The organism is Mycobacterium avium subsp. avium (genome assembly GCF_009741445.1).
Lineage (GTDB): Bacteria > Actinomycetota > Actinomycetes > Mycobacteriales > Mycobacteriaceae > Mycobacterium > Mycobacterium avium.
Window position 1 is genome coordinate 2,723,637 of record NZ_CP046507.1, and the last position, 17,263, is coordinate 2,740,899.

6 protein-coding genes are annotated in these 17,263 nt (G+C 69.0%); 4 read left to right on the forward strand and 2 right to left on the reverse strand.

Annotation, left to right across the window (positions count from 1 at the left end):
• Positions 1 to 37: 37 nt before the first annotated feature.
• Entirely contained in the window at positions 38 to 898 is an 861-nt protein-coding gene (locus tag MAA44156_RS12685) for a ComEA family DNA-binding protein (RefSeq protein WP_009976025.1), read from the reverse strand.
• 179 nt (positions 899 to 1,077) lie between these two features.
• On the opposite strand from MAA44156_RS12685, the gene MAA44156_RS12690 reads away from it, so the two are divergent.
• The 3 genes from MAA44156_RS12690 to MAA44156_RS12700 are packed head-to-tail and all read left to right on the forward strand — an operon-like array spanning position 1,078 to position 3,779.
• Entirely contained in the window at positions 1,078 to 2,238 is a 1,161-nt protein-coding gene (locus MAA44156_RS12690; protein WP_003875901.1) for an acyl-CoA dehydrogenase family protein, read from the forward strand.
• A 7-nt stretch (positions 2,239 to 2,245) separates the two neighbouring features.
• Positions 2,246 to 3,352 (forward strand): acyl-CoA dehydrogenase family protein, encoded by a 1,107-nt coding sequence (locus MAA44156_RS12695; protein WP_009976023.1) that lies wholly within the window; start codon positions 2,246 to 2,248, stop codon positions 3,350 to 3,352.
• A gap of 4 nt (positions 3,353 to 3,356) precedes the next feature.
• Positions 3,357 to 3,779, forward strand: a complete 423-nt coding sequence (locus MAA44156_RS12700) for a PPOX class F420-dependent oxidoreductase (protein WP_009976022.1) — start codon at positions 3,357 to 3,359, stop codon at positions 3,777 to 3,779.
• A gap of 13 nt (positions 3,780 to 3,792) precedes the next feature.
• Here the strand turns inward: MAA44156_RS12700 and MAA44156_RS12705 are convergent, their stop codons facing one another.
• Entirely contained in the window at positions 3,793 to 14,832 is an 11,040-nt protein-coding gene (locus MAA44156_RS12705) for a type I polyketide synthase (RefSeq protein ID WP_009976021.1), read from the reverse strand.
• Between the two features lie 905 nt (positions 14,833 to 15,737).
• Here MAA44156_RS12705 and MAA44156_RS12710 point away from each other — a divergent pair.
• Positions 15,738 to 17,159 carry a condensation domain-containing protein gene (locus tag MAA44156_RS12710; protein WP_009976019.1) on the forward strand — a complete coding sequence of 474 codons (1,422 nt, stop codon included), beginning with the start codon at positions 15,738 to 15,740 and terminating at the stop codon, positions 17,157 to 17,159.
• Positions 17,160 to 17,263 lie beyond the last annotated feature (104 nt).

The window sequence follows — 17,263 nt, forward strand, 5'->3', positions numbered from 1 at the left end:
CGGCCCTCGGGCGACGGCCCGCCGGGATGCACAGCGCTCAGACACGGACCAGAGCGCGCAGCTTCTCCAGCCGCGCGGGGCCGATGCCCTCCACGTCGGCGAGCTGGTCGACGCTGGTGAACCTGCCGTTGGTCTGCCGCCACGCCACGATCGCGGCGGCGGTGACCGGCCCGACGCCGGGCAGGGCGTCGAGCTCCTGCACTGTCGCGGTGTTCAGGTCGACCGCGTCGCTGGTCTTCGGCTTGGCCTTGGCCGCCCCGGGACCCGGCGGCGGTTTCGGGGCCGGCGTCGACCCCGCGGCCACCGAACTGCCCAGCACCGGCGGCTGTCCGGGCACCGGGGCCAAGCCCACCACGATCTGCTCGCCGTCGTCCAGCGGCCGGGCCATGTTCAACCCGGCGGTGTCGGCGCCGTTCACCGCGCCGCCGGCCGCCTGCACCGCATCGGCGATCCGCGCCCCCGGCGCCAGCGTGACCAGGCCGGGCGTGTGCACCAGGCCGACCACGCTGACCACCACCGGGCGGTCCGGGCCGCCGCTCGGGCTTGCCGACGAGCGTGGGCTCGCGGTCGACACCTTCTCCACCGGCGGCAGCTTGGCCGACATCACCGGCGCCGGCCGGTCGCGGATCAGCGTGAAAACCGTGACCAGCACGGCCAGCGCCGCCACGATGGCCAACCCGATGGCGCCGGCACGTCCCGGGTCGGCACGAATCCGGGCCACCCAGCCCCGGTGCTCCGGCGCGCCGGGAAGCCACCGCGGCAGCAGCGAATTCTGGTCGTCATCCGGAAAGTCCTCGCCCGCGATTGGCCCGGGCTCCTCGGGCTGCACCGCGGCATCGGCATCCGGTTCGGCGCGCAGCCGCCGTTGCAGGCGCTCGGCCGGAAGTTCTGTTCGCATGGCCCGACCGTAGGTCCGCCCACCGGCGCGACCGCCCCGCTCCGCGGCGCCGCCGGGCCGAACTGTGGACTAACCCGAGGCTGTGCACAGGGCCCGCACCCGATGGGTCAAGATGGAAGCCGAGCGAACGACCAGGGCGATGGGTCGCCACGTTCACCCCGAAACGACAGGAGGCTGCCATGCAACTGGCGCTCACACCGGAGGAAGCCGCGTTCCGCGACGAGCTTCGCACCATCTACACGACCAAGATTCCCGAGGAGCTGCGCGAGCGGGTGCGCCGGGGATCGGCGGAAGTGAACCGCGACGACATCGTCACCAGCCACAAGATCCTGCACGAGCACGGCCTTGCGGTACCGAACTGGCCGGTGGAGTGGGGCGGCAAGGACTGGACGCCCACCCAGCACCAGATCTGGGCCGACGAGATGCAGCTGGCCTGCGTCCCGGAGCCGTTGAACTTCAACACCAAGATGGTGGGCCCGGTGATCGCCGAATTCGGTTCGGAGGAGGTCAAACAACGCTTCCTGCCCCCGACCGCCAGCCTCGACATCTGGTGGTGCCAGGGATTCTCCGAGCCGGACGCCGGTTCGGACCTGGCGTCGCTGCGCACCACCGCGGTGCGCGACGGCGACCACTACATCGTCAACGGCCAGAAGACCTGGACCACGCTGGGCCAGTACGCCGACTGGATCTTCTGCCTGGTGCGCACCGACCCGCAGGCGCCCAAGCGCCAGGCCGGCATCTCGTTCCTGCTCTTCGATATGAAAAGCCCGGGCATCACGCTGCGGCCCATCAAGACGATCGACGGCGGCCACGAGATCAACGAGGTCTTCTTCGAGGACGTCCGGGTGCCCGCCGATCAGCTTGTCGGAGAAGAGAATCAGGGCTGGACGTACGCGAAGTTCCTGCTGGGCAACGAACGCACCGGCATCGCCGGAGTGGGCCGCACCAAGGTGCGCCTGGCCGAGGTGAAGAAGCACGCCGCGGCCACCGGGGTGCTCGACGATCCGCTGTTCGCCGCCCGGCTCGCCGAGGCCGAAAACGAGCTGCTGGCACTGGAACTCACGCAGTCGCGGGTGACCACCGACTCGGCGAACGGGCAGCCCAACCCGGCGTCGTCGGTGCTCAAGCTGCGGGGCAGCCAACTGCAGCAGGTGGCCACCGAACTGCTCGTCGAGGTGGCCGGCCCGGATGCGTTGCCGGCCAAGGCCGATGACATCGCCTCCCCGTCCTGGGCGCAATCCAGCGCGCCGCACTACCTGAACTATCGCAAGACGTCGATCTACGGCGGCAGCAGCGAAGTACAGCGCAACATCATCGCGTCCACCATTCTGGGATTGTGAGGCAGCCATGGACTTTCAGTTGAGCGACGAGCAGGCCCTGCTGCGCGACACCACCCGCGATCTGCTGTCGCGCAGTTACGACCCGGAGAGCCGCAACAAGGTCATCGGTTCCGAGCTGGGCTGGAGCCGCGAGGTGTGGAGCCAGCTCGCCGACACCGGGATCCTGGGCCTGGGCTTCGATCCCGACGAGTCGGGCCAGATCGAGATCATGGTGGTGCTCACCGAGATCGGGCGCCGGCTGGCCCCCGAGCCGGTGCTGCACGCCGCGCTGGGACCCGGCGCGCTGATCGCCGAGCTGGGCAGCGCGGCCCAGAAGGAACTGCTGGACGAGGTCGCGGCCGGCCAGCGGCTGCTGGCGTTCGCCCACCTGGAGCCGGGGCAGCGCAAACCGACCGCCGAGGTGGGCACCAAGGCTGCGCGGCAAGGTGATCCGTGGACGCTGAGCGGTCAGAAGAACCCGGTGCTGGCCGGCGACTGCGCCGACACCCTGGTGGTCAGCGCCGCGTTGCCGGACGGCGGCACCGGGCTGTTCCTGGTCGACGCGGGCGCCGTCACCCGGCACCCGTACCGCACCTTCGACGGGCAGCGGGGCGCCCAAATCGATCTGGACGCCACCCCGGCCGAACCGCTGGGCGAGGCGACCGACGCATCGGGCGGCATCGAGGCGGCCATCATCCGCATCCAGTCCGCGTTGTGCTCCGAAGCGCTTGGGGCGATGGAGGAATCGCTGCGCCTGACCACCGACTACCTCAAGACCCGCAAGCAGTTCGGGGTCACCCTGAACAAATTCCAGGCGCTCACCCAGCGCGCCGCCGACATGTACGTCTCGCTGGAATTGGCCCGCAGCATGAGCCTGTATGCGGCGATGTCGATCGCCGACGGCAACATCGACCCGGTGATCGCCTCGCGGGCCAAGCTGCAGATCGGCCGCTCCGGCCGGCACATCGCGCAGGAGTCGATCCAGATGCACGGCGGGATCGGGGTGACCGCGGAGTACCCGATCAGCCACTACGCCGCCCGGCTCACCGCGATCGAGCACACCCTGGGCACCTCGGGTGAGCATCTGCACAACCTGATCGACCACCTCGGCGACTACGACCTGGTCCGCCTCTAACCCCATGGCCGCGCTGTCCGCCGAGGTCGTCGAGTTCCTGTCCGCCGGCACCCGCACCGGGATGCTCGGCTATGTCGCCGCCGACGGCCGGCCGCTGGTCGCGCCGATCTGGTTCGTGGTCGACGACGGCGAGCTGGCCTTCAACACCGGCCGTGGCACGGCGAAAGCCCGTGCGATAGCGCGTGATTCGCGGGTGGTCATCTGTGTCGACGATCCGCATCCGCCCTATTCGTTCGTCCAGGTGCAGGGCGTGGCCGCGGTGAGCGAGGACCCCGCCGAGGTGTTGGACATCGCCACCCGGACCGGCGCGCGGTACATGGGCGCCGACCGGGCCGACGAGTTCGGCCGGCGTAACGCCGTCCCCGGCGAGTTGGTGGTGCGGGTTCGGCCGACGAAGGTGAACTCCGCCTTCGACGTCGCCGACTGAACCCCGGCCCGGATCAGCTCGGCTCGGGCGCCGCCTCACGTTCCGGTTCGGCCTCACCGGTGCCGGTTTCCGAGCCCGGATTCGGGTTGGCGGCCACCGCCGCACCGGGCTCCGATTCCGCGTCGGGCAGTTGGCCTGCCAGATACTCGGCCAGCCCACCGATCGTCGGATAGTCGAAGACCGCGGTCGCGTTGATCGTGAACGCGCCACCGAATTGGCTGTGCAACCGGTTGCGGAGTTCGACCGCCATCAGGGAATCCGTGCCCAGGTCCAGGAATCGGCTCGTCGCGGCGGGTGGCTGCGCGAGCCGCAGGAAACCCTGCACCTCGCGCTGCAGGAATTCGGTGATGAAGGCGGCGCGCTGCGCCACCGGGATCTCCTGCAACTGCTTGAGTAATTCGCTGTCACCACTCGCCTCCCCGACGGCGCTCGGCAGCACGAGATCGAGAATCGGTGGGCGAGCACCGCCCAGCAGCTTCGCCGCCCGCTGCCAGTTGGCCTTGATGACGGTCGCCTGCCCGGTTCCGTTGGCGACGACCTCGGCGAGCGCGGCCAGCGCGGCCGTCGGTTCCAGCGGAATGAGTCCCTGCGCACCGATGTTGGCGCGCGCGGCCTCCGACGACGCCATCCCCCCTTGGGCCCAGGGCCCGAGGTTGACCCCGGTCGCCGGCAAGCCGCGCGCCTGTCGCGCTGCGACCAGCCCGTCGAGCCACGCGTTGGCGGTCGAATAGTTGGCCTGGCCGGGTGAACCGAGCAGGCTGGACACCGAGGACGACACGATGAAGAAGTCGAGATCGTCGGTCCTCGTCGCATGGTCCAGGTAGCTGGCTCCGAATGCCTTGGGCGCCAACGCCACCCGGAAACGCTCCGGGCTCTGCTGGGACAGCAGCGCGTCGTCGAGCACGCCCGCCAGATGCGCCACTCCCGCCAGCGGGGGCAGTTCGGCGCGGATCCGGGCCAGCAGCTGCTCGACCTGCGCGGCGTCACCGACGTCGGCGGCGAAGGTGTGGACGCGGCACCGGTAGCGCTCGGTGATGTCGTCGATGGCCCGCCGCGCCGCGGCGTCGGGTGCACGCCGGCTGGTCAGCACGATCTCGCCGGCGCCGAGCTGGGCCAAATAGGCCGCCAGGTGCAGGCCGATCGCGCCGAGCCCACCGGTGATCAGATAGCTGCGATCACCGCGCGGTTGCAGCGGTTTCGGCATCTGCAGCACGATCTTGCCGATGTGCCTTGCTTGCTGCATGCGGCGAAACGCCGTCTTCGCCTCGGCCAGCGGATAGATCTCGGCGGGCAACGGCCTCCACTCGCCGCTGGCCAGCCCGTCCGACACCTCGGTCAGCAGGGCATGAATGTGCTCCGGCTGTTCCACGCAGGCCCAGTCCAACGCGACGATCTCGTAGGCGATATCGGGGCGGGCCGCCGCCATCTGCTCGCGGGTCCAGATGTCTCGCTTGGCGATCTCGACGAAACGGCCGTGTTGGGCGGTGGCCCGCACGGTCGCCTCGATGAATCCCTCATTGGTCAGGCTGTTGAGCACCACGTCGACGCCGGCGCCGTCGGTGTCGGCGAGGATCTGGTCGGCGAAATCGGTGCTGCGCGAATCGTAGACGTATTCCACACCCAGCTTGCGCAGCGTCGCGCGTTTGTAGGTGCTCGCGGTGGCGAACACGGTCGCTCCGTGTCGCTGCGCCAGCTGGATGGCGGCCAATCCGACGCCACCGCTTGCCGCATGAATGAGCACGCGGTCACCGGGTTTCAGCTGGGCCCAGTCGAACGCGAGCCGGGCGGTGAGCGCCGCGGCGGGAATGGTCGCGGCATCCACCGCGCTCACGCCGTCGGGAATCGGCGCCAGCAACTGGACCGGCACATTGAACCGGCTGGCGAACGCGCCCTGCATGAAACCGTAGACGCGCGTGCCGACCTCGAGTCCGGTAACGCCGCTGCCCAATTGGGTGACGGTGCCGGCGAAGTCGCCGCCGAGCGGCCCCGGGTCGCCCGGGTAGAGGCCCAGCACGTTGAGCACCTCCCGGAAGTTCAAACCGCCGGCCTCGACACGCACCTGCACACAGCCCTCGGCCGGGGGCGGCGCCTCCTGCTCGATCAGCCGCAGGTTGTCGATCGCGCCGCGTTCGGTGGGGGCAAGGACGTAGTCGGTGCCGCGAGGTACCGCGAGATGACCGCTGCGCGCCCACGGCAGTAACCGGGATGCCAGGAGTTTCCCCTGCCGCACCGCCAGTTCCGGTTCGTCCAGCGGCGCGCCGAGCAGACCGGCCAGCGACCGCACGGCCTGCTCCGACCCGTCGGAATCGACCAGCCTGCACCGCAGCGCCGGTTCCTCGTTGACGATGGTGCGCCCAAGTCCCCACAGCGCCGCCTGCACCGGGTCGACCGGTTCGCCGGACTCGGTCGCCACGCCCCGTTCGGTGACGATCCACAGGCCACCGGGAAGCTTGACCGCCGAGCCATCCGCGTTCTGCAAGGCGTGCACGGCGGTGAGAAGCCCGGCGATCTCGGTTTCCAGCCGCGCCACGGATTCGGCGCTCGACTCCTGTCCACCGGATTGCGTTGCGCGCCAGACGATGCCGGTGACCCGGCCGCCGCGGTCCTCGGCGCGCGCCAACAGCTGCCCGAAGGACTCCGGATCGGTGTTGCGGTCGAATGGGATGCAGCCCGGCAGTTGAGCCGCCAGTTCGTCGAAGCCGGCGATCAGCCATGTCCCGCTTGGATTTGCGACACCATCGTTCGACGGCTGGGGTGGAACCTCATGCCAGCCAAGGGTGTACAGCAGCCGGGTGGCATCGCCGCCCAGTCCCCGCAACAACGCCTCGCGGGGCGCGCGCTTGACCGTGAACTCGCGTATCCCACCCAGGTGGCGACCGTCCCGATCGATGAAATCGATGTCGAAGACTTGGGTTTCGCTGTCCAGCGCGCTGGGCCGCCATTTCCCGCGGCAATAGAACCGCCGCGGCATCTTCTCCCGCAGGGACACCTGCCCGTACCGCAACGGCAGCAACAGATCATTGAAGCCCTGTTCGGCGGCGAGAAGGGCGGGAAACGCCGGGAAGACGACTCCGGTGCACAGGTCGAGCAGCACCGGATGCATGGGCTCCGTCCCGAGGTGCTCGGCGAGTTCGTCACCCACGGTGACGTCGCCGACCGCCTCACCGTCGCCCATCCACAGCGACTTCAGCGAGGTGGACCACGTGGTCCCCCACTCCAGTTCGCTTTCGGCGAAGCTGTCGAACAGCAGTTGCGGGCGGCTGCGGTCCAACCTCTCGATCACGGCGTCGATGTGGTCCGCCGGGTCGGCCGCCGGCTCGTCCTCGATGCCGGCGACGACGGTGCCATCGGCGTTCAACGACCATTCGGCATCGGGGACGCCGTACGGGCGGCTGTCCACCCGGAAGCTCCAGCCGCCCTCCTGCAGCGGATGCAGACTCAGCTGCACTTCACGAGAAGCCTTGTCGGGCAGGATGATCGGCTCATAGAAGTAGACGTTTTGCACACGTGCCGGCGGCCCGACGGCGGCCAGGGCCATCGCCGCATATGTCGCGCCCGGGACGACGACGGTGCCGTAGATCACGTGATCGGCAAGCCAGGGCTGCGACTTCACCGACAACCTACTGGTGTAGACGGAGTCGCCGGAGGCGAGCTCCTTCGCGCTGCCCAGCAGCCCGGATGCCGCGGCGCCCTGTCCATCGATGCCGGCGATGCCGGAAGCTTTGGGCCAGAAGCGCCGCCGCTGGAACGGGTAGGTGGGCAGTTCGAGTTTGCGGCGCGGTCGACGATGCAGCGCGGCGAACTCGGGACGATGACCGCTGACGTATGCCGCGGCCAGCCCTTCGGCGATCTGTCGCCGATCGCCGACGCCCTTGCGCAGGGAAACGATCGCGCGTGGCGCGGCCAGGTGTTCCGGCCAGACCTGCACCGCGGCCCCCGTCAGCACCGGTTGCGGACCGATCTCCATCAGCACCGTGCAGCCCAGCGCCGCGACGGTACGCACGCTTTCGGCGAACTGCACCGGCTGGCGGGAATGCCGCCGCCAATAGCGGGCGTCGAGCGGGGTTTCGGTGGTGAGCACCGTACCGGTGCGGTTGCAGACCAGCGGCAGCGTGGGTACGGCGAAGTCCAGATGCGCCGCATACGACTCGAATTCATCGAGCACCGGGTCCAGCAGCTCCGAGTGGAAGGCGTGGCTGGTTTCCAGCCAGCTGCACCGGATCCCGTCACTGGCACCGCGGGCCACGATCTGTTCCAGATCCGCGCCGGGACCCGAGAGCACCGTGTTGGGACCGTTGTAGGCGGCCACCGACACCCGGGGGCAGTCGTTGGCGAGCTCCTCGACGTATTGGGCGTCGGCGAACACCGCCACCATCCGGCCGCCGTCGGGCAGGCCGCCGAACAGCCGGCCGCGCTCGGCCATCAGCCGCGCCCCGTCCTCGAGGCTGAAAACGCCTGCGACACAAGCCGCCGCGTATTGGCCCACGCTGTGCCCCAGCACCACGTCGGGCTCGACACCCCAGGATTGCCACAGCCTGGCCAGGCCCATCTCGACGGCGAACAACGCGGGCTGCGCAAAAGCGGTATTCCGCAGGGTTTTTCCGGCCTCACCACCGGTGTCCTTGTCGGTCGCGAAGATCACCTCGGTCAACGGACGCGGCAGCAGCCCGTCGACGGCGTCCGCGCAGCGCGTCACCGTCTCGGCGAAAACCGGCTCGGCGTCGAACAACTCGCGCGCCATCCCCGGGTATTGGCTGCCCTGTCCGGTGAACAACCACGCCGTCGTCGGCGGGTCGGTGCACTCGCCGCGCGCAACTCCCGGCCGGGTTCGGTTGTCGGCGAGGTCGGCCAGCGCCTCGCGTGCGCTGCGCACCGAATCCACCACCAGCGCGGCCCGGTGCTCGAAATGCGCACGCCCGGCCCCGACGGTGAAGCACAGATCGCCGATGTCCGCGTCGGGATGAGCGTGCAACCATTCCCCGTACCGCTGCGCCAGCGCCAGCAGCGCCTCCGGTGACCGCGCGGACAGCGGCAGCACGTCGACCGGGCGTGCGTCGGATTCGGCTGCCGGGGTGGCGTCTTGCGTCGTTACCGGTTGCGGCGCCTCCTCGATCAACACGTGTGCGTTGGTGCCGGTGAACCCGAACGAGCTCACCCCGGCTCGCCGCGGCCGGCCGTTGGTCTGCCAGGGAACCGCCTTGTCCACCACCCGCAGTGGCAGCGAGTCCCACGGGATATGCGGCGACGGGGTCTCGAAATGCAGGCTCTGCGGGAGCATTTCGTGCTGCAGCGACAACACGACCTTGATCAGGCCGGCGACCCCGGAGGCCGCCTCGAGGTGGCCGATGTTGGTCTTCACCGATCCGATCAGCAGCGGCCGGTCGGTGTCCCGGGTGGCGCCGTAGACGGCCCCGGCCGCCTGCACTTCGATCGGATCCCCCAGCGCGGTGCCCGTCCCGTGCGCCTCGAGGTAGTCGACGTCATCGCCGGAGAGGCCGGCGCGGCTCAGCGCCGTGGCGATAAGCCGTTGCTGTGCACCACCATTGGGCACCGTGAGACCGCTGGACGCGCCGTCCTGGTTGACCGCGCTGGCCGGGATGACCGCGCACACCCGGTCTCCGTCGCGCACGGCGTCGCTCATCCGCTTGAGCACCAGGATCCCGCAGCCTTCGCTGCGCACATAACCGTCGGCGGTGGCATCGAAGGTCTTGCATCGCCCGACGGGTGAAAGCATCCGGGCGCGCGACGCGGCGATGTTGGACACCGGACTCAGCAGCACGTTGACACCGCCGGCCAACGCCAAATCGCAGTCACCGGAATGCAATGCCTGGCAGGCCTGATGCACGGCCACCAGCGACGAGCTGCATGCGGTGTCGACGGCCACCGCGGGTCCTTCCAGACCCAGCGCGAAGGCGACCCGGCCGGAGATGGCGTTGAGCGCGTTGCCGGTGATGAAGTGCGGCTCGATCTTGTCCACCGACTCGGCGGACAGCAGATGCGAATACTCGTTGGCGCCGACCCCCACGAAGATGCCGCTTCGGCTGCCGCGCAGCGCGGCCGGGGAATACCCGGCACGCTCCAAGCCCTCCCACACGGTTTCCAGCACCAGCCGCTGCTGCGGGTCGATCCACACCGCTTCGCGCGGCGAGATACCGAAGAACTCCGGATCGAATTCGTCGATTTGGTCCAGGTATCCGCCGAATCGGCTGTACATCTTGCCGGGGGTTTCCGGATCCGGGTCGTAGAACTCGTCGATGTCGAATCGGTCTTCCGGGACTTCCCGGATGGCGTCGACACCGCCGGACAGCAACTCCCAGAAGGCTTCCGGATCAGCGGCGCCGGGGAAACGGCATGCCATCGCGACGATCGCGATCGGCTCGTCCGTGCGGCCGGCCGGCGCCGGGGTGCCCGCCGGCGGTGCGGGTTTGGCGTCCGGCTGCCCGCGCAGGTCGAGCACGTCGCCGAGCAGGTACTCGGCGACATCGGACAGCCGCGGGTAATCCATCGCCAGGGTTGCGGGTATCTGCTTGCCCACGCCTTGCTCGATGTGGCGGCGCAGTTCGATGGCCATCAGCGAATCCATGCCGAGGTCGAAGAATCCCGCGTCCTCGCGGATCTCCGCGGCATCGACGCGCGTCACCTCGGCGACAGCGTTGCGCAGAAACTCCGTCATGAGTTTCCTGCGCTGCTGTACCGGCGCGCCGGCGAGCCGCTCGACCAGCCCCGTCTTCCCGGAAGGCGTTGGTGCCGGGGCGAAATCGGGTATCTCCCGGACCAGTTCCGCCAGCAACGACCGCTGCCCCGCTTGCTGGTAGAGCGGCAGGAAGCGGGTCCAGTCGATCCGGGCCACCACCCCCTGCGCGGCGGCGGTCGCCATGACATCGGCCAGACCCGCCAGCGCGTCGGCGGGTGAGAGTGTCTTGATGCCGCGCTGAGCCAGTCGCGCCCGGGCGTTCTCGTCGGCCATGCCCGCCGCCCAGGGACCGAAGTTGACGCTGATCCCGTTGACGCCCTGCTCACGCAGCCGCCACGCCAGCCCGTCGAGGAAGGCGTTGGCCGCGCCGTACGCCGTCTGACCCAGACCACCCCATACCGAGGCGATCGAGGACGTGCTGACGAAGAAGTCCAACCGCAGGTCGGCGGCGGCTTCGCTCAAATGCCAAGCACCCCAGACCTTCCCGGCGAAAACCCGGTCTATTTCGGCGTCTTCGAGGTCGCTCAGCGGGGTGGTGCCGATCTCGCCCGCGGCATGGACTATGCCGGCCACCGGCGGCAGTTCGGCCCGCACGGCGCCGAGCAGCCGCGCAACGTGGTGGGCGTCGGCGACATCGGCCGCGATCACCCGGACTTCGCATCCGTGCTGTTGGCTGAGGGCGTCGATGCGCCGCTGTGCGGCTTCGCCCGGCGCGCGGCGGCCGGTCAGCACCAGGTGCCGGGCGCCCTGCGCAGCCAGGTGGCCGGCGATCTCCAGTCCGATCGAACCCAGCCCGCCGGTCACCAGATACGTTGCGTCGGCACGCAATGTCAGCGCAGCCGCGGCCGGCTGCCCGCTTCGTCGCGTCAGCCGGGGAACGTAGATGTCCGAGCCGCGCAGCGCGATCTGGTCCTCCCCGACGGCCGGGTCGCGCGGCGCCGACGCGACCCTGACCAACCGGGACCATTCCTCGGCGCTGCCCTGCGCCAGGTCGGCCAGCCCGCCCCACAATTGCGGATATTCCAGGGACGCCGCCCGGCCGAATCCCCACAGGCAGCTTTGATCCGGGAACACGGTGTCGGCGTCGGTGACTCGTTGCGCGCCGCGGGTGACCAACCAAATCGGTTGGCGCAGTTCAGCGGCGGCCGCGGCGCGGAAGAGCCGCCGTGTTCCGGCCAGTACCCGGTGCTGCATCCGCAGCAGCGACCGCATCGATGGTGCGGTGCCGGAATCCAGCGCCGCCACCAGCGCGATGCGTAGCGGCGCTTCCTCCGCCGCCGCGGCGCGCAATACGATCTCGAGTCGTTCCTCGTCCGCGTCGGAGGCGGGCAACACGAGAATCCGGTGCTGGTGCCCGCGCGCGGTGAGCGCGTCGACCAGCGGCGCGACGGCGTCGTCGTCATCGCCGACGACGAGCCAGGTGGCTTCGGCTTCGGGGCCAGGGACCGTGGACTTCTCCCAGCGGATCTCGTAGCGGTCCTCGGCGATGGACCGACTCTTGCGCTGTTGATTGTGTTGTGCGGCAAGCTTCGTCAGCACATCGAGGGTGTGCTGATCGGCGCTCGCGCCGTCGAGCAACTCCGCGAGTTCGGCGATCCGGCCGTCCTCGAGAAGCCGGACGGCCGTGGTCTGGGTCGAGGTTTGTTGGCTGCCGGGCGGGACCCGCTGCTCGCTGAACCAGTACTGGCGATGCTGGAACGGATAGGTGGGCAGGTCAAGCTTTCGCGCCGGACCGACGGCGGCACCAAAGTCCGGGAGGTGGCCGACAATGTAGGCCTCGGCAAGCGCTTCGGTGATCTGGCGGTGGTCGGCGGTGTTGCGGCGCAAGGATGCGATCGCCCGGGGCGCGGTCGCCGGGTCGGGCCAGGCCCGCAGGGCCGCGGCGGTGAGCACGGGTTGGGGGCCGATCTCCAGCAACACCTTGCAGCACAGGTCGGCGAGGGTGTGAACGCTCTTGGCGAACTCGACCGGTTGGCGGGCATGGCGACGCCAATAGGCCCCATCGAGTTTCACGCTCCTGCCCAGGGCGGAGCCGGTTCGGTTGCAGATCAAGATCCGTTGGGGCGGACCGAAATCGAACTGGTTCGCATACGACTCGAACTCGTCGAGAATCGGATCCAGCAGCGCCGAGTGGAACGCGTGGCTGGTGTCGAGCCAGTCGCACCGGACTTTCTCGGCGGTCAACCGGGCCACCGCCTGCTCCAGCTCCTGCCCCGGTCCCGACAACACGGTGTTGGCACCGTTGTACGCGGCGACCGACAAGCTCGGGAACTCGTCGGTGAGGCCCTCGACGCGGGCCGCGGCGGCGAACGCCGCCACCATCCGACCGCCCGCGGGCAAACTGCCGAACAGCCGGCCGCGCTCGGCGATCAGCCGCGCCCCATCCTCGAGGCGCAGCACGCCGGCAACGCAGGCCGCCGAATACTGGCCGACGCTGTGGCCCAGCACCACGTCGGGTTCGAAGCCCCACGACTGCCAGAGCCGGGCCAGACCCATCTCCACGGCGAACAAGGCGGGCTGGGCGTAGCTGGTCTGCCGCAACGTCGCTTCGCTGGCCGGGTCATCCGTATCGAAAATTACGTCCAGCAACGGCTTTTCGAGAACATCGGCGAGCACCGTGGCGCAGCGGGTCAGCGTCTCGGCGAACACCGGCTCGGTGTCGAACAACTCTCTGGCCATGCCGGCGTACTGGCTGCCCTGACCGGTGAACAGCCACGCCGTTTTCGGCGCGTCCTCGCAAACCCCGCGCAGCAGTCCCGGGGCCGGCCGGTCGTCGGCCAGCGCCGCGAGCAACTCACCGGCGGACCCCGTCGAATCCACCACCAGCGCGGCCCGGTGTTCGAAGTGCGCCCGGCCCGCCCCGGCGGTCAAGCACAGGTCGGCCAGGGCGGTGTCGGGATGCGCGCTCAACCAGTCGCGGTACTCGCCGGCGATCTGCACCAACGCGGCGGGTGTTCGCGCCGACAGCGGAAGTACGTGGAACCGGCGCTGACCGGGCGGCCGGACGGCGGCCGGTGGTACGGCGGCCCGACCCGTCCCGTCGGGTGCTTCCTCGAGGATGACGTGCGCGTTGGTTCCGGCGAACCCGAATGAGCTGACGCCCGCCACGCGGGGCCGGCCGTTGCGTTGCCACGCGGTCGCCTCCTTGACGACCTGCACCGCAAGCCGATCCCAGGGAATGTGCGGCGACGGATCGCGAAAGTGCAGATGTTGCGGCAGCATCCCGTGCTCGAGCGCCAGGATCACCTTGATCACGCCCGCGATGCCGGCGGCCGCTTCCAGGTGTCCGATGTTGGTTTTGACCGAGCCGATCAGCAGCGGTCTGCTGGCCTCGCGCCCCGCGCCGAGCACCGCACCTGCGGCCTGGACCTCGATCGGATCGCCCAGCGAGGTGCCGGTGCCGTGCGCCTCCAGGTAGTCGACGTCGCCGGGTGCGATGCCGGCGCGCTGCAGCGCCTCGGCGATAACTCGTTGCTGGGCAACGCCGTTCGGCACGGTCAAACCGCCCGATGCGCCGTCCTGGTTGATGGCGCTGCCCCGGATTACCGCCCGGATCCGGTCGCCGTCGCGGATCGCGTCCTCGAGCCGCTTCACAACGAGGACGCCACATCCCTCGCCACGGACGTAGCCGTCGGCGGCCGCGTCGAAGGTCTTGCATCGCCCGTCGGGCGCGAGCATGTGTGCCTGGGAAAAGGTGATCATGGTCGCCGGGGTGAGCAGGACGTTCGCGCCGCCGGCCAGCGCGAGGTCGCACTCCCCCAGACGCAGCGCTTGGCACGCCTGATGGATCGCCACCAACGACGAGCTGCACGCGGTGTCCACCGCGACCGCCGGGCCCTGCAGTCCCAACCGATAGCTGATCCGTCCCGCGGCGGCGGCAGACGATGTCCCGATCGCCGTGTAAGCCTCGATCTGGTCGTAGGTCAGCTCGTCGGAGGCCATCCCCAGGTAGTCGTGGGTGGATATTCCGATGAACACACCGGTGTTGGTGTTCGCCAAATCCGTTGGCGCGGTGCCGGAATGTTCCACCGCCCGCCACGCCGTCTCGAGCAGCAGCCGATGCTGCGGGTCCAACAGCCTGGCCTCGCGCGCCGACATGCCGAAAAACGGCGCGTCGAACCCGGTTACGTCGTCGACGAAACCGGCCCGGCGGGTGACAACTTTGCCGGGCGCGTCGGGATCCGGGTCGAAGAACTCGTCGGCGTCCCACCGGTCCTTGGGCACCTCCGATACCGCGTCCCGGCCTTCGGCCAGCACCCGCCAGAATTCATCGGCGTCCGCGGCGCCGGGAAAGCGCGCCGCATAGCCAACGATCGCGAAACTGGACGCCGGGTCCCTCAGACCCTCGACGGTCGACATGCGGTTGTCCTCTCTCTCTCAGCCAGCGAAGGACCCATGGTCGCGGGCCGGCCTTTAAGCACCACCGCCGTGGTGTTCCGTACCAGGTCCTGCCTCCGGCAACCGTCGTGCTCCTGGCCGCACACTCACCGGCCCCTGCTCGGAGTGCCAACACCCCGAGACGCCGTCGATATCCTCAAGCACCGCATCCAAATTCGCGCTTTCCGCCAATCGAATGGACTGCAGGAAGGCTTTCGGTATAGGCGGCGATGATACAACACGAGCGCGGGACCGGACCGGCGGGCGGATGCCGCCGCCGGGCCGCTGACAGCCGCCTGCCCGAGGGGCCCTTGTCCATCCCACCGCAGACAACCAACCGAGCGCGAGGTCTCCCGCCCGTCCGCTCGGCAACCACAGGGTCGCCTCATCGGATCCGATCGATTTCGACCGTCACGCGGAATGCCTTGTCCCGCAACGCAATGCATGCGTCCGGACGCGTTCAGAGGTGCGATGATCAGCCCGCTCCCACACAGCGTTCGTCCGACATCTCGACACTCCCAGCAAGCTCAAGGGTCTTTACCGCGGCCCAGCCGCTGCTGGATCACCGACGCAAACCTGTGGCAGCGAACGAACAAGTCGTACAGCGAATGTACGCATGCCGTTCCGGTTGCGCATCTGCAAGGTCAACGAGTACGGGTCTTCTCCGCGGAGCGTTGCATCAGTATCGTCGGGTAATCGCGCGGGTATCGTCAAGTGTCCGCGCCGGCCTGTGTCCGGCGCGGGGCCGGATCCGTCCCGCCAACACCGCCGTGCCGGTCGGCCGTTGCACGCATATCCGCGCTTCGCGGCGACGGCCATTGCCGCCGGGGTTATGTTGGTGCCGCCAGCGGGGCCGAACCGCGGCCGTCCGGACCGAGGAGAACAGATTGCGCATCGGGAAAATCACGATCGGCTCGCTCGGTGATTGGACACCGACCCCCGGACCGGTCACCTCCTGGCACCCGACCGCCGCGGCGGCCGAGAAGGTGCGCCAAGCGCCGGCCAGTCCCGTTCCGGTCAGCTACATGCAGGGCCAGCATTTGCGCAATTATCACGAGCGGACCGCGGCGGGGCTCGATTTTTCCCGTCAAATCATCGCCACCTGTGACGTGCCGGGCCGTTGCGATATCTCGGCGATGAATTACGCCGTCAACGCCTACTTGCGGCGTCATGACACATTCCGCAGCTGGTTCCACCACAGCGGCGATGGGGAGTTCGTCAGGCACACCGTCAGCAACCCCGCTGACATCGAATTCGCCCCGATCCACCACGGCGAAATGACGGCGGAGGAAATACGCGCTCATGTCGTGGCGATACCCAATCCGCTGGAGTGGGGCTGCTTCACGTTCGGGGTCGTGCAAAACGAGGAATATTTCACTTTCTTCGCCGCCATGGATCACGTGCACGGGGACGCGACGCTGATCGGCACGACGATGCTCGAGGCCAACGGCATGTATGCGGCGGCGAGCGCGGGCAGCGAACCCCTCGAGCTGCCCGATGCCGGCAGCTTCGACGACTTTTGCGCCCGCGAGCGGGAGTACACGTCGGCGTTGACCGTGGATTCGCCCGAAGTCCGCGCGTGGATCGACTTCGCGGAGAACAACAATGGCAGCTTTCCGGAATTTCCGCTGCCGCTGGGCAACCCGTCCGAGGCGACCGCCAGCGCCATGGTCTCCGAGCTGGTGATGGACGCCGAACAGACGGAGCGATTCGAATCGGCCTGCACCGCCGTCGGCGTGCGGTTCATCGGCGGCTTGTTCGCCTGCATCGCCCTGGTGGAGCACGAGCTCACCGGCGCGCTCACGTATTACGGCCTCACCCCCCGGGACACCCGCCGAACCACGGACAATTTCATGACGCAGGGCTGGTTCACCGGCCTGGTCCCGATCACCGTGCCCATCGCGGCGGCCTCGTTCGCCGATGCCGCGTGGACGGCACAGACCTCGTTCGATTCGGGCCAGCAATTGGCGAAGGTGCCCTATTACCGGGTATTGGAATTGGCGCCCTGGCTGAAGTGGCCGCAACCCAACTTTCCGGTCTCGAATTTCTTCCACGCCGGCGCCGCTCCCCTCAATGCCGTGCTCGCCGCGGCCGACCTCGGCTATGCCAACAACATCGGGATCTACTCCGACGGCCGGTATTCCTATCAGCTCACCATTTACGTGTTCCGGTACGGCGAGGGCACGGCCATGGCCATGATGTACCCGGACAATCCGGTCGCTCACAAGTCGGTTGCCCGCTACACGGAGACGATGAGGTCCGTATGCGGGCGGGTCGCCGACACCGGGCATTGGGGGCGCGTTGCGTAGCGTGGGTTAGTTCGATGGCTCCTGAAAGATCGCGTGGAAAATCGCGCGGCTCGGCAGCGGCGTCGGCGGGTGCCGCCGCCGGATGTCCCCGACCGCGCCGGCCG

Bases quoted from the DNA above. Each gene is read 5' to 3' on its own strand.
- MAA44156_RS12685 (WP_009976025.1), bottom strand. From the start codon at position 898: ATGCGAACAGAACTTCCGGCCGAGCGCCTGCAACGGCGGCTGCGCGCC.
- MAA44156_RS12705 (WP_009976021.1), bottom strand. From the start codon at position 14,832: ATGTCGACCGTCGAGGGTCTGAGGGACCCGGCGTCCAGTTTCGCGATC.
- MAA44156_RS12695 (WP_009976023.1), top strand. From the start codon at position 2,246: ATGGACTTTCAGTTGAGCGACGAGCAGGCCCTGCTGCGCGACACCACC.
- MAA44156_RS12690 (WP_003875901.1), top strand. From the start codon at position 1,078: ATGCAACTGGCGCTCACACCGGAGGAAGCCGCGTTCCGCGACGAGCTT.
- MAA44156_RS12700 (WP_009976022.1), top strand. From the start codon at position 3,357: ATGGCCGCGCTGTCCGCCGAGGTCGTCGAGTTCCTGTCCGCCGGCACC.